Raw genomic sequence first — 12,751 nt, forward strand, 5'->3', positions numbered from 1 at the left:
TTATGATACAGGCAGAATCAAAACTTACAGTATGTGATAACAGCGGCGCACGTGAGGCTCTTTGCATCCGTGTTCTCGGTGGTACCGGTCGCCGTTATGCAAGTGTGGGAGACATTATCGTTGTTTCAGTGAAAAACGTAATCCCATCAAGCGATTTGAAAAAAGGTGCAGTATCTAAGGCTTTAGTCGTTCGTACAAAGAAAGAGATTCGTCGTCCGGATGGTTCATACATTCGTTTCGATGACAATGCTTGTGTTTTGTTGAATAATGCTGGGGAGATAAGAGGAAGCCGTATCTTCGGTCCTGTTGCTCGCGAGCTGCGTGCAATAAACATGAAAGTGGTTTCTTTGGCACCAGAGGTTCTTTAATTATTAAAATAACAAGCAAATGAGTAAGTTACATATAAAGAAAGACGATACAGTGATTGTACTGTCCGGTTCGGATAAAGGCAAGACTGGAAAGGTGCTCAAAGTGTTGGTCGACAAGGAACGCGCCATTGTTGAGGGAGTGAATGTAGTAGCCAGGAGCACAAAGCCTTCGGCTAAGACTCCCCAAGGAGGCATTGTAAGGCAGGAAGCACCTATACATATTTCTAATTTGAGTTTAATTGACCCAAAGAGTGGCAAAGCTACTCGTATTTCTATCAAAAGAGATGGAAAGAAAGTGATACGAATCGCCAAAAAATCAGGGGAGGAAATCAAATAATATGGATACAGCGCAATTTAAGAAAACTTATAAAGAGAAAATCGCTCCAGCATTGAAAGAACAGTTTCACTACTCTTCAACAATGGAGGTTCCCGTTCTCAAAAAAATCGTCATCAATCAAGGACTTGGTAATGCAACTGAGGACAAGAAGATTATTGACGTTGCAGTGAATGAGATTTCATCAATTACCGGTCAGAAAGCCGTTACGACCTATTCTAAGAAAGATATTGCAAACTTCAAACTTCGTAAGAAAATGCCGATCGGTGTGATGGTAACCTTACGTCGCGAGCGTATGTATGAGTTCTTGGAAAAACTCGTACGTGTGGCTTTACCTCGTATTCGTGACTTCAAAGGAATTGAAAGTAAGTTTGATGGACGCGGTAATTATACGCTGGGTATTGAAGAGCAAATCATCTTCCCGGAAATCAATATCGACGCGATCGATCGTATACAGGGTATGAACATCACTTTTGTCACGTCTGCCAAGACTGATGAAGAGGGATACGCTTTGCTCAAAGGTTTCGGCCTTCCATTTAAGAACGCAAAAAACGATTAAAAGAATATGGCAAAAGAATCAATGAAAGCTCGCGAAATTAAGCGTGCGAAGCTTGTGGCTCGCTACGCAGAAAAGCGCGCAGCTCTTAAAAAGGTTGTTGCAACATCCGAGGATCCTGCAGAAGCTTACGAGGCAGCTCGTAAATTGCAGTCAATTCCTAAGAACGCGAATCCTATCCGCCTTCATAACCGTTGCAAGGTTACGGGACGTCCAAAAGGATATATCCGCCAATTCGGCCTTTCTCGTATTCAGTTTAGAGAAATGGCTTCGCAAGGATTGATTCCTGGCGTTAAGAAGGCAAGTTGGTAATTGGTAACACATTACTGACACCATACATCAATTCGATGCTAATTTAATATTGTCGGGGTAGTCCCGATTAATTAAACTTTTATAAAATGACAGATCCAATAGCAGATTATCTGACAAGACTCAGAAATGCGATTATGGCACATCACCGTGTCGTTGAGATTCCTGCGTCTAACTTGAAAAAGGAGATTACTAAGATCCTTTTCGAGAAGGGATACATCTTGAACTATAAGTTCATTGAAGATGGTCCTCAGGGAACAATTAAAGTTGCTTTGAAGTATGATCCTACTACAAAGCAGAACGCTATCAAGAAATTGAAGCGAGTGTCTACACCCGGTTTGCGCCAGTATACCGGTTATAAAGACATGCCGAGAGTAATTAACGGACTAGGTATTGCCATATTATCTACGTCTCAGGGTGTAATGACTGACAAGGAAGCTACTGCACAAAAAATAGGCGGTGAGGTTCTTTGCTATGTATATTAATTGGAGGTTAGAATATGTCAAGAATAGGAAAATTGCCAATTAGTATTCCAGCAGGAGTAACTGTGAATTTCGACGAGAAGACTAATGTCTTTACTGTCAAGGGACCCAAAGGCGAATTGACTCAGGAGATTAATCCTTCGATCAAGCCATACATTAGTGATGGACAAATTACCTTTGAGGTAGATGAGAAAAGTCCGGTAGACTATAAGCAAAAACAAGCTTATCATGGTTTGTATCGTTCTTTAGTCAACAATATGGTTGTTGGTGTAAGCGAAGGCTATAGCAAGACACTCGAGCTTATCGGTGTTGGTTTCCGTGTATCCAATCAAGGTAATCTTGTAGAGTTCTCTCTCGGATATACTCACCCAATCTTTATCCAGCTTCCTAGTGAAGTGAAGGTTGAAACGAAGTCAGAAAGAAACCAAAATCCGCTTATTACGCTTGAGTCGTGCGATAAGCAACTGTTAGGTCTCATTTGTGCTAAAATTCGTTCTTTCCGTATGCCTGAGCCTTACAAGGGAAAAGGTATCCTCTTCAAGGGAGAGGTTATTCGTAGAAAGTCTGGAAAGACAGCTGCGGCTAAGTAATTTTAATTTTTTACGATTATGACAACAAAGAAAGAAAAAAGACGAATGAAGATAAAGTTCCGTATTCGTAAGAATGTAAACGGAACAGCTGAGCGCCCACGTCTAAGTGTTTTCCGCTCTAATAAACAGATTTACGCTCAGGTAATAAATGATATAACTGGTACAACTCTTGCTTCTGCGTCCTCTTTAGGCTTGGAAAAAATGCCAAAGGATGAGCAGGCCCAGAAGGTTGGAGAACTCATCGCACAAAAGGCACAAGCAGCTGGAATAGAAGCTGTTGTTTTTGACCGTAATGGTTATCTCTACCATGGTCGTGTTAAAGAGTTGGCTGATGCTGCTCGTAAGGGCGGACTTAATTTTTAAACGGTTATGGCAATGAATAAAGTAAAAATAAATAGCGACGTAGAATTAAAAGATCGTTTGGTTGCAATCAACCGTGTTACAAAAGTGACAAAAGGTGGTCGAACATTCACTTTTGCTGCTATTGTCGTTGTAGGTGATGGCAACGGAATTATTGGTTACGGACTTGGTAAGGCTGGTGAAGTAACATCTGCCATAGCCAAGGGCACTGAAGCAGCCAAGAAAAATTTGGTGAAGGTTCCGGTATTGAAAGGTACGATTCCTCATGAGATAGAAGCACGTTATAGCGGTGCACGAGTATTCTTGCGCCCGGCTGCAGCTGGTACAGGATTGGTTGCCGGCGGTGCAATGCGCGCAGTGTTGGACAGTGTTGGTATTACAGACGTCTTGGCTAAGTCAAAGGGATCTTCTAACCCTCACAACTTGGTAAAAGCTACGATCTTAGCGTTGAGTCAGGTTCGTGATGCATACACCATTGCAGGTGCACGTGGTATCGATATGAATAAGGTATTTAACGGATAAGGAAACTGAATAATGGCAACAATAAAAGTAAAACAAATCAAAAGCAAAATTGGTGCTCCTGTGGACCAGAAGAAAACGCTGCTGGCATTGGGACTTCATAAAATCTCTCAGATTGTTGAAGTAGAGGATACGCCAAGTATGCGTGGTATGATTCGGAAGGTACATCATTTAGTTACCGTCGTTGAATAGTAATCTTTTAAGAAGTAAAATCATGAAATTATATAATTTGAAACCAGCAGAAGGCTCTACTCATTCACGTCGTCGTATTGGTCGTGGTCCAGGTTCTGGACTTGGCGGAACTTCTACTCGTGGACACAAAGGAGCAAAATCTCGTTCTGGTTATAAAAAGAAGGTTGGATTTGAAGGTGGTCAGATGCCACTTCAGCGCCGTGTACCTAAAGGTGGCTTCAAAAATATCAATCGTAAGGAATATTTTGCAGTGAATTTGTCGACACTCCAGACGTTAGCAGAAGAAAAGAACCTTGCCAAGATTGGAATCGCCGAGTTGGTGGCAGCTGGCCTAACCAATGGCAAGAAGCTTGTAAAAATCTTAGGCAACGGTGAACTGACAGCTAAAATTGACGTTGAAGCAAATGCATTCTCAAAAACTGCTGAAGAGGCAATTAAGGCAGTAGGTGGTAACACAACTATAATCTAAGTAATGAAAAAGTTTATTGAGACACTGAAGAACTGTTGGAAGATTGAGGATTTGCGCCAGCGTCTCCTCATTACGCTTCTGTTTACGGCCATTTATCGTTTTGGCTCGTTTGTAGTACTGCCGGGTATTAATCCTGCTTCGTTAGGACAACTCCAAAAGCAGACTGAAGGCGGCTTGATGTCGCTGCTTGACATGTTCTCTGGTGGTGCATTCTCAAATGCGTCAATCTTCGCACTTGGGATCATGCCTTATATCTCAGCTTCTATCGTTATGCAACTTCTTGCCGTCGCTGTACCTTATTTCCAAAAGATGCAGCGAGAGGGAGAGAGTGGTCGGAAGAAGATTAGTATGTACACTCGATACCTGACAGTATTCATTTTGCTGTTGCAGGCCCCTAGTTACTTGATGAACCTGAAGTATCAGGCTTCACAAGCGTTGGCTACAGGTATCTCATGGACTGTCTTCATGATTCCAGCTACCATTATTCTGGCTGCAGGAAGTATGTTTATCCTTTGGTTAGGTGAACGTATAACAGATAAAGGCGTAGGTAACGGTATCTCATTAATTATCATGATAGGAATCATCGCCCGCCTTCCTCAGGCTTTCGTGCAAGAGGCAGGTTCACGCTTAACAGCTATTAGCGGAGGTGGATTAATCATGTTTATCGTTGAGTTGCTGATTCTGTTTGGTGTGATTTGTGCTGCAATCCTGCTGGTACAGGGAACACGAAAAGTCCCCGTACAGTATGCCAAAAGGTTGGTGGGCAACAAGCAATATGGTGGTGCACGTCAATACATCCCATTGAAATTGTTCGCAGCCAACGTGATGCCTATCATCTTTGCGCAGGCATTGATGTTCATTCCTTTGGCTATTGTTCAGTATCAGTCAGACAATGCGTCTCCTGTAGTTCGTTCTCTCATGGACCCACACAGTTTGTTATATAATGTCATCTATGTGATTCTGATAATAGCATTCACGTATTTCTATACAGCAATTACCTTGAATCCTGTACAGATGGCAGAAGATATGAAGCGCAATAATGGTTTTATCCCAGGAATTAGACCTGGTAAGGATACAGCCGAGTACATTGATACTATTATGTCTCGCTTAACCTTCCCTGGTTCTTTGTTCATTGCTTTTATCGCGATTATGCCAGCTTTAGCAGGTCTGTTGAACGTACAGCAAGGATTCTCTCAGTTCTTCGGAGGTACATCTCTCTTGATTCTCGTTGGTGTTGTCATAGATACTTTGCAGCAGATAGAGAGCCACTTATTGATGCGTCATTACGATGGACTGTTGAACGTGGGGCATACTAGAGGAAGTCATGTATCAGCCTATTAATCTTTAAGTCTGAGAGTGAGTATATTCCTAAAGACTGAAGATGAAATTGACCTGATGTGTGAGGCGAAGCAACTGGCAGGAACAAAGTGCGCTGAAGTTGGTAAGCATATTCAGGAAGGTGGTTATGGCTCCTTGCTTGATTGCTTAGCACACACAATCATCAGAGGCCATGGAGTTGCCCAGAGCATTTTTTGAATTTTCAAGTTTTGGAGATCCATTTCGGGGAAGTACCTGTACCTCTGTCAATCATGTAGTTGTACATGGCATTTCAAACAGGCAAATCATCTTACGTGATGATGACATCGGCCAGAATACGATAATCATTCATCATGGTCAAGTGGAGATTTTATCAACGTTTAAGAATATTGATCTTTTAGAAAGAACTAGTTAATTATGGCAAAACAGTCTGCAATAGAGCAAGACGGAACCATCGTTGAGAGTTTATCTAACGCTATGTTTCGTGTAGAGCTTGAAAACGGTGTGGAGATTATAGCACATATCTCTGGGAAAATGAGAATGCACTATATAAAGATCCTGCCTGGTGATAAGGTGAAGGTCGAAATGAGTCCTTACGATTTGACCAAAGGCAGAATCGTTTTCAGATACAAATAATCAAGTATAAGATATGAAGACAAGAGCATCATTAAAGAAACGTACACCCGACTGTAAGATCGTTCGTCGTAAAGGTCGTCTGTTCGTCATTAACAAGAAAAACCCGAAGTTTAAATTACGTCAGGGCTAAAAAGATGAAGAGTTGTTCTACTCAATGAGAATTGAAGTGTGCAGCTCAAATCCAATCAAAGTTATTTATTTTATTAATTTTATCAACAAATGGCAATAAGAATTGTTGGAGTAGATTTGCCCCAGAATAAGCGTGGCGAAATCGCATTGACCTATATCTATGGTATTGGTCGAAGTAGTTCAGCAAAGATATTGGATAAGGCTGGTGTAAACCGTGACTTGAAGGTTAGTGAATGGACTGACGATCAAGCAGCCAAGATCCGTGAAATTATCGGTGCTGAATTCAAAGTAGAAGGTGATCTCCGCTCAGAGATCCAGATGAATATCAAGCGACTGATGGATATTGGTTGTTATCGTGGCGTTAGACATCGTAATGGTCTTCCAGTTCGTGGTCAGAGCACCAAAAACAATGCTCGTACACGTAAGGGTAGAAAGAAGACTGTTGCTAATAAGAAGAAGGCTACTAAGTAAATTTAGTTGAGAGTTGAGGGTTGAGAAACTATTTTCTCAATACATTAAAACTTAAACTCCTAACTTTTAAACTAAAAAAGATTATGGCAAAGAAAACAACAGCTTCAAAAAAGAGGAATGTAAGAGTGGACGCACTGGGACAGTTGCATGTTCACAGCTCATTCAACAATATTATCGTTTCATTGGCAAACAGCGAAGGTCAGATCATATCTTGGTCTTCTGCAGGTAAGATGGGCTTCCGTGGCTCTAAGAAAAATACTCCTTACGCAGCACAGATGGCTGGCGAGGATTGCGCTAAAGTTGCTTACGACTTGGGATTGCGTAAAGTTAGAGCTTTCGTGAAAGGACCTGGTAACGGACGTGAATCTGCCATCCGTGCGGTACATGCTGCAGGAATTGAGATTACAGAGATAATTGATGTTACTCCATTGCCACACAATGGGTGCCGTCCTCCAAAGAGACGTAAGGTATAAATTCTCATCTTGAGCCTGCTTTTATTGTCAGGCTCCAGATATTCATCACTAGAAAAGTTTATTTTTATATTATGGCTAGATATATAGGTCCGAAATCTAAAATTGCACGTCGATTTGGTGAACCCATCTTCGGCGCTGACAAAGTTTTGTCCAAGAGAAACTTCCCTCCTGGACAGCATGGCAATAACCGACGCAGAAAGATGTCTGAGTTCGGCGCCATGTTGGCAGAGAAGCAAAAAGCAAAGTATACATACGGTGTACTTGAGCGTCAGTTCCGTAATATGTTTGAGAAGGCTGCTAAGGCTGACGGAATTACCGGTGAGGTTCTCCTTCAGAACTTAGAATGTCGTCTTGACAATGTTGTATTCCGTTTGGGTATTGCCCCAACGCGCGCTGCTGCTCGTCAAATGGTAGGGCATAAGCACATCGTCGTTGATGGAAAAGTTGTCAATATTCCTTCTTATGCAGTTAAGCCAGGCCAAATTGTTGGTGTACGTGAGAAAGCGAAGTCTCTCGAAGTCATCGAAACTTCTTTGGCAGGTTTCAACCATAGTAAATATCCTTGGATTGAATGGGATGAAAATTCTAAGAGTGGTAAGTTCTTGCATTTGCCTGAACGAGCTGACATCCCTGAGAATATTAAGGAACAGTTAATCGTTGAGTTGTACTCTAAATAAATCATTAAATTAATGGCGATATTAGCATTTCAAAAACCTGATAAAGTAGTAATGTTGGAGGCTGATGACAAGTTCGGCAAGTTCGAATTCCGTCCTCTTGAGCCTGGCTTTGGTATTACCATCGGTAATTCATTGCGCCGCATTCTCCTTTCATCACTTGAAGGCTATGCTATCAATACCATCCGTATCGCTGGTGTTGAGCATGAGTTCTCTTCAGTACCTGGTGTAAAGGAAGATGTTACCAACATTATCTTGAATCTCAAACAAGTTCGATTCAAGCAAGTAGTAGAAGAATTCGAGAATGAGAAAGTTAGTATCACCGTAGAGAATTCCACTGAGTTCAAAGCGGGCGATATCGGTAAGTATCTGACTGGATTTGAAGTGTTAAACCCTGATTTGGTGATTTGTCATTTAGATGCTAAAGCTTCCATGCAGATAGACCTGACCATCAACAAAGGACGTGGATACATTCCAGCTGACGAGAATCGTCAATGCTGCACGGATGTCAATGTTCTCCCAATCGATTCAATCTACACCCCAATCCGTAATGTTAAATACTCTGTTGAGCCTTATCGTGTTGAGCAAAAAACCGACTACGACAAGCTTGTCATTGAGGTAACGACGGATGGTTCCATATCCCCAAAGGATGCACTGAAAGAGGCTGCTAAGATTCTCATCCATCACTTCATGTTGTTCTCTGATGAAAAGATAACACTTGAAAGTCCTGATCAGGACGACAACCAGGAGTTTGATGAGGAAGTGTTGCGCATGCGTCAATTGCTTAAAACGAAGCTCGTTGACTTGAACCTCAGTGTTCGCGCACTCAATTGTCTCAAGGCTGCCGAAGTTGAAACGCTCGGTGACTTGGTACAGTACAACAAGACAGACTTATTGAAGTTCCGCAACTTTGGAAAGAAATCGCTTTCTGAGCTTGATGATTTGCTCGAAAGTCTGAATCTATCATTTGGAACCGATACATCAAAGTATAAACTGGATAAGGAGTAAGGTTTAAGTATGAGTTGTTAGGTTTTTAAGTTTTTAAGTTTATAAGTTTAGTTTGGATACTTTGAGTAATCAATAGTCTGATAACGAATGCGTAAACTTTCCATCTACTTAAATCCTTAACGTCATATTATGAAATCCACTCTCATCCACAATGAACAAAACAAAAAATGAGACACAATAAAAAATTCAACCACTTAGGTCGTACTGCATCTCATCGTGATGCTATGCTTGCTAACATGGCAGTATCCCTGATCATGCACAAAAGAATCACTACGACCCTCGCAAAGGCAAAGGCTTTAAAAAAGTATGTAGAGCCACTGATTACTCGTTCAAAAGACGATACAACCAATTCGCGTCGTGTAGTTTTCCGCTACCTTCAGAAAAAGGAAGCTGTGACAGAACTGTACAAGACTGTAGCTCCAAAAGTAGGTGATCGTCCAGGCGGTTATACCCGTGTAATCAAGCTGGGTACTCGTCAAGGTGATGCTGCTCAGATTGCTTTTATCGAGTTAGTTGATTTTGATGACAATATGGCAAAGACTGAGAAAACAGCTAAGAGAACTCGTCGTAGCCGTCGTTCTTCAGGTAAGAAGAATGATGAAGCTGCTAAGGCTGAAAATGCTGTTGAAACAGACAATGCTGTTAAGGTAGAACCAACTGAAGAAACATCGAAAGAGGCTTCTGAAGCTAATGCCAAAGAAGATGTTTCTGAAGCAAAGGCACAAGACGAAAAGGATGCTAAGTAAATTTTACCATATTGGTTTCAATATGAACGCTCTCATCCAATTGGCTTGAGAGCGTTTTTTATAAGTACACTCGGCATAAGTACTGTCTAATGGGTAAGTCCCGATTAAGTCTTAGTAGCGGGAATTACATTGTCGTTCGTTGAAGAGGCTATTTAGTCTTCCTTCAATTGTCATCATTGTCTCCAAGGATGGCTCCTATTGAATGAGGCCGAGGATGAGACCAACAAGGCTATTGATAAGGCCAAGCAGGAACCCACGAAAGCCACGGAATTGACTTCCAATAACTATCTTCGGCTTGATAGTTTGTTGTCTCAAGGTCGCGTTGTTGTCCATTTCCTTCGATAACTAAAGCAAGTGTGCCATTGACAGGAGTGCTGCTCACGTTCCAAACCTTCGCCTCGCCCCTGCTGATAGCTCGTTTGGAGAATTCCTCGATGGTGAGCTGGCTGCCATAATACAGGGTGAGGTGACTCATCCACGCTCCTTGCTTCTCTGGATGAATGCCAACAATCATGTCTTGATAGTAACTGTAGTCGCCACTATTCTTTGGTGTCAAGATGCCGATGTCGAAGTAGCCGTCTTGAGAGCCTCCCCAGCCCCAGTTGATATGTACTTTGCCTTCTGCATTATAACCATCGATTACAAAAGCATGACCGTTTTCCCATTTCGAGTTGTTGCCCGAATAGTAAATGGAGCGTTTCTCAGACAATTCCTTATACACCATGTCCATCCATTCTTGTTCTGAATAGTAGTTGCGGGTGTAGCGGTTCATGTCAGGATTGTAGCCGAAATTGTTAATTGATGCGTTCTGTGCAGATTTTGTGTACGAAGAACTGAAGTTAGGTTTATAATCCATATTGACGGAAATGCCCACCTGTCGCATCAACTCTGACACAGCTTTGGCCTCTTCGTCAGTGTATTTTCCTTTTTCATAGATAGGCAACATCTTGTCCCACTGATAAGGGGATGCGGAAAAGTCGGCGGAGAGCGTCTCACCATTCATCGAATAACTGTTCGACCCTTTCCCCACAGTGGGATACTTGTAATAGCGCATTATCTGTGACATAGTGATTGCCACGCAGCCCACAAGATAGGGGTTGCCGTTAGCATTCTTTTGCACATCGTTGTTGAAGGGGGCTTCTTGTTGCCATCTGGTTTCTATGAGTGGGTCTACATGGTTGGGTAGGGGTGCCGATGGCGCGATGGTGCCACTGTAGCCATGTCAGCTGGCTAAACGCGAGGCTATGGCTGCGTTGGCCGCCCGTAAGTGCTATTGAAAGGCGGGATTGATGTTCGTGTCGTTGGTATATGGCTTGTTTGATACACCGACAACGGCTTCAATGGCGTCGTCGTTGGCCAATACCACAAAACCCGGCTAATGTGTCACAACGATGGTAATACATGCCTTTTTTACCGACATGAAACTATAAGGAAAAATATGTCTCGCCATGCCGTCATGACCTCTCATCTTTTAACAACGAAAAACACAAAAGAATCTAAAAACGTTCCGCAAGGGATATTTTATAAAGGAACGTTACGTTCTATCTAAAACAAAAACATCGTTGCAGCCTTTCACTTTTGACGAAAAATCGAAGAGAAACTACAACGCATTGATTTTCGCTTTTTCGTCAGAACGTCTACGTTTTTTGGTTTCTTTATATCATACGCACATTTTCGTGTTTTCTGTTTATTTCGTTGTTGATTTCTTCTACGCTGTTTACAACACCAAAATATATAATGTTTAAATTAAAATAGCCATGGGCCGCGTCGAATGTTTTCTACAGAATCCATGGCCGATTCATCTTTATTTTCTATTTTTGCAAGGTACAATATAAATATTTAAGGTATGGAAATCATAGCATTACTGGTGTTTATAGTCATTGCCCTTCTGGGCTGGGGGTGTGGTGTGCTGCACGACAAATGGTTCAATTACTGCCCAACAGCTGATGAGGAGGGTGCTTTTAACAGTGCCGCACACACCACGGATGGCGAGTTGAGCCTGAGGGATATTCTGAAGACCAACAGCATTAAAGGTTTTCAGGCCATCTGATAGCTCGCCTTTTTGAAGAGGTTGGTTTTCGCTGTTGTTCGTCTTTGTAATACATTGATAATAAATGCGCTAACTCTTTCATGTTTAATGATTTAATGCATCCAAAAACATGGCATACTTGGTTCCGAGGGAAAAATGCACGGCATAGAGCTTATGATTACATGGTCAGAAGATCAAAAAACTTGGAATAGAAATTGCGGCCGTGAATCTAGATGATAAAGGAGTGCTAGTATACAAAGAAGTTGGCAATACATACACTTCCACGCATAATTATTTTGTTAGTAATAGTAATGAAGTTGAGTTTATACTTGGAGGTAAACGTCATACAGTATTGGCAACAGGACAAGTGCATACCCATCCTTCTTGGAATCCAACTCAGACTGAAAATCCACTAGGGATAAGTGGGGCAGATATAAATTTGGCTAATAAATATTTTGATGGAATTATTAATATTTTGCTAGTCCCAACGAAACAATTATTCAAAGTCTCGGTAAATGGAAATGGACTGGCTTTTCCCGTAGAGAGAAAATGGTAAGTTTTTTCATAATATTTTAAATTTAAAGGAATGTATAAAGTTATATTTTTCTTAATATCGATCACTCTCTTATGTCTTTCATGTAACAATGAAGGCTATAAGGAGACAGACAGGTACATGGAGATAGACAATCAAGATTTGAAAAGGGAACTGGCTTTTTATGTTGACTCCTTGGATTCCATTCATAAAGGCGAGGACTATGTCATAAGAGTATATTGTCGGGACATCAGCAACATTCTGAAGCGATATACAATATCCGATGAGATTGATTATGATTCGTGGAATAGATGTCCATATAATTTTAAAAGCAAAGTTCATGGTAAGGATATCTTGTTTGTGATGTGGACGGCGAATCCGAGACAATCGCTGGCTATGAGCCCCGTTTTCAAATTAGATGACAAAAGCTTTGGCAAGGAGGTAAAGAAATACTTTCCAAAAATATACAAGAAATATGGCTTGAAAGATTCTCGTTATCCTCAGATAATATACGAGCCAGACTTGATATATCTTACTTTTTTACGGAATAAGCTCAT

Annotated in this window: 21 protein-coding genes; 20 read left to right on the forward strand and 1 reads right to left on the reverse strand. The window is 41.5% G+C overall.

Annotation, left to right across the window (positions count from 1 at the left end):
• The first annotated feature begins 2 nt into the window (after positions 1-2).
• The 18 genes from rplN to rplQ all read left to right on the forward strand — a co-directional run bounded on the left by rplN (position 3) and on the right by rplQ (position 9,633).
• Complete coding sequence (gene rplN / locus HMPREF1254_RS05360; RefSeq protein ID WP_023057652.1) at positions 3-368, forward strand: 50S ribosomal protein L14; 366 nt, start codon at positions 3-5, stop codon at positions 366-368.
• 19 nt (positions 369-387) lie between these two features.
• Positions 388-705, forward strand: coding sequence for a 50S ribosomal protein L24 (gene rplX / locus HMPREF1254_RS05365; RefSeq protein ID WP_023057633.1), 318 nt, complete (start codon positions 388-390; stop codon positions 703-705).
• 1 nt (position 706) lies between these two features.
• The gene (gene rplE, locus HMPREF1254_RS05370; RefSeq protein WP_004350183.1) at positions 707-1,261 is read left to right on the forward strand and encodes a 50S ribosomal protein L5; all 555 of its coding nucleotides are present in this window, start codon (positions 707-709) and stop codon (positions 1,259-1,261) included.
• Between the two features lie 6 nt (positions 1,262-1,267).
• Positions 1,268-1,570 (forward strand): 30S ribosomal protein S14, encoded by a 303-nt coding sequence (gene rpsN / locus HMPREF1254_RS05375; protein ID WP_023057674.1) that lies wholly within the window; start codon positions 1,268-1,270, stop codon positions 1,568-1,570.
• A gap of 86 nt (positions 1,571-1,656) precedes the next feature.
• On the forward strand, positions 1,657-2,052 hold the full coding sequence (gene rpsH, locus HMPREF1254_RS05380) for a 30S ribosomal protein S8 (RefSeq protein ID WP_023057706.1): 396 nt from the start codon (positions 1,657-1,659) through the stop codon (positions 2,050-2,052).
• Positions 2,053-2,066: 14 nt separating this feature from the next.
• Complete coding sequence (rplF, locus tag HMPREF1254_RS05385) at positions 2,067-2,639, forward strand: 50S ribosomal protein L6 (protein ID WP_023057669.1); 573 nt, start codon at positions 2,067-2,069, stop codon at positions 2,637-2,639.
• Positions 2,640-2,657: 18 nt separating this feature from the next.
• Positions 2,658-3,002: a 50S ribosomal protein L18 gene (gene rplR / locus HMPREF1254_RS05390; protein ID WP_023057632.1), complete on the forward strand. Its 345-nt coding sequence runs from the start codon at positions 2,658-2,660 to the stop codon at positions 3,000-3,002.
• Between the two features lie 6 nt (positions 3,003-3,008).
• Positions 3,009-3,521: a 30S ribosomal protein S5 gene (gene rpsE / locus HMPREF1254_RS05395; RefSeq protein ID WP_036879483.1), complete on the forward strand. Its 513-nt coding sequence runs from the start codon at positions 3,009-3,011 to the stop codon at positions 3,519-3,521.
• A 12-nt stretch (positions 3,522-3,533) separates the two neighbouring features.
• Positions 3,534-3,710, forward strand: a complete 177-nt coding sequence (gene rpmD, locus HMPREF1254_RS05400; RefSeq protein WP_023057720.1) for a 50S ribosomal protein L30 — start codon at positions 3,534-3,536, stop codon at positions 3,708-3,710.
• A 22-nt stretch (positions 3,711-3,732) separates the two neighbouring features.
• The gene (rplO, locus tag HMPREF1254_RS05405; RefSeq protein ID WP_023057686.1) at positions 3,733-4,179 is read left to right on the forward strand and encodes a 50S ribosomal protein L15; all 447 of its coding nucleotides are present in this window, start codon (positions 3,733-3,735) and stop codon (positions 4,177-4,179) included.
• Positions 4,180-4,182: 3 nt separating this feature from the next.
• Positions 4,183-5,520, forward strand: a complete 1,338-nt coding sequence (secY, locus tag HMPREF1254_RS05410) for a preprotein translocase subunit SecY (RefSeq protein ID WP_023057667.1) — start codon at positions 4,183-4,185, stop codon at positions 5,518-5,520.
• Positions 5,521-5,913: 393 nt separating this feature from the next.
• Positions 5,914-6,132, forward strand: coding sequence for a translation initiation factor IF-1 (infA, locus tag HMPREF1254_RS05420; protein ID WP_004350199.1), 219 nt, complete (start codon positions 5,914-5,916; stop codon positions 6,130-6,132).
• Positions 6,133-6,145: 13 nt separating this feature from the next.
• A complete protein-coding gene (gene ykgO / locus HMPREF1254_RS11720; protein ID WP_004350205.1) occupies positions 6,146-6,262 on the forward strand; it encodes a type B 50S ribosomal protein L36 in 117 nt (38 codons plus the stop codon).
• Between the two features lie 89 nt (positions 6,263-6,351).
• Positions 6,352-6,732, forward strand: coding sequence for a 30S ribosomal protein S13 (gene rpsM, locus HMPREF1254_RS05425; RefSeq protein WP_004350207.1), 381 nt, complete (start codon positions 6,352-6,354; stop codon positions 6,730-6,732).
• An 83-nt stretch (positions 6,733-6,815) separates the two neighbouring features.
• Positions 6,816-7,205 (forward strand): 30S ribosomal protein S11, encoded by a 390-nt coding sequence (rpsK, locus tag HMPREF1254_RS05430; RefSeq protein WP_023057629.1) that lies wholly within the window; start codon positions 6,816-6,818, stop codon positions 7,203-7,205.
• A gap of 71 nt (positions 7,206-7,276) precedes the next feature.
• Entirely contained in the window at positions 7,277-7,882 is a 606-nt protein-coding gene (gene rpsD, locus HMPREF1254_RS05435) for a 30S ribosomal protein S4 (RefSeq protein WP_023057664.1), read from the forward strand.
• A 12-nt stretch (positions 7,883-7,894) separates the two neighbouring features.
• Entirely contained in the window at positions 7,895-8,887 is a 993-nt protein-coding gene (locus HMPREF1254_RS05440) for a DNA-directed RNA polymerase subunit alpha (RefSeq protein WP_023057678.1), read from the forward strand.
• A 167-nt stretch (positions 8,888-9,054) separates the two neighbouring features.
• Positions 9,055-9,633 (forward strand): 50S ribosomal protein L17, encoded by a 579-nt coding sequence (gene rplQ, locus HMPREF1254_RS05445; RefSeq protein WP_023057673.1) that lies wholly within the window; start codon positions 9,055-9,057, stop codon positions 9,631-9,633.
• A 229-nt stretch (positions 9,634-9,862) separates the two neighbouring features.
• Here the strand turns inward: rplQ and HMPREF1254_RS05450 are convergent, their stop codons facing one another.
• On the reverse strand, positions 9,863-10,837 hold the full coding sequence (locus tag HMPREF1254_RS05450; protein WP_326480571.1) for a C10 family peptidase: 975 nt from the start codon (positions 10,835-10,837) through the stop codon (positions 9,863-9,865).
• Between the two features lie 642 nt (positions 10,838-11,479).
• Here HMPREF1254_RS05450 and HMPREF1254_RS05455 point away from each other — a divergent pair.
• Both HMPREF1254_RS05455 and HMPREF1254_RS05460 read left to right on the forward strand, forming a co-directional pair.
• The gene (locus HMPREF1254_RS05455) at positions 11,480-11,683 is read left to right on the forward strand and encodes a hypothetical protein (protein ID WP_023057658.1); all 204 of its coding nucleotides are present in this window, start codon (positions 11,480-11,482) and stop codon (positions 11,681-11,683) included.
• A 202-nt stretch (positions 11,684-11,885) separates the two neighbouring features.
• Positions 11,886-12,218, forward strand: a complete 333-nt coding sequence (locus HMPREF1254_RS05460) for a hypothetical protein (RefSeq protein ID WP_036891093.1) — start codon at positions 11,886-11,888, stop codon at positions 12,216-12,218.
• The last annotated feature ends 533 nt before the right edge of the window (positions 12,219-12,751 follow it).

Source organism: Prevotella sp. BV3P1, from assembly GCF_000479005.1.
Classification (GTDB): domain Bacteria; phylum Bacteroidota; class Bacteroidia; order Bacteroidales; family Bacteroidaceae; genus Prevotella.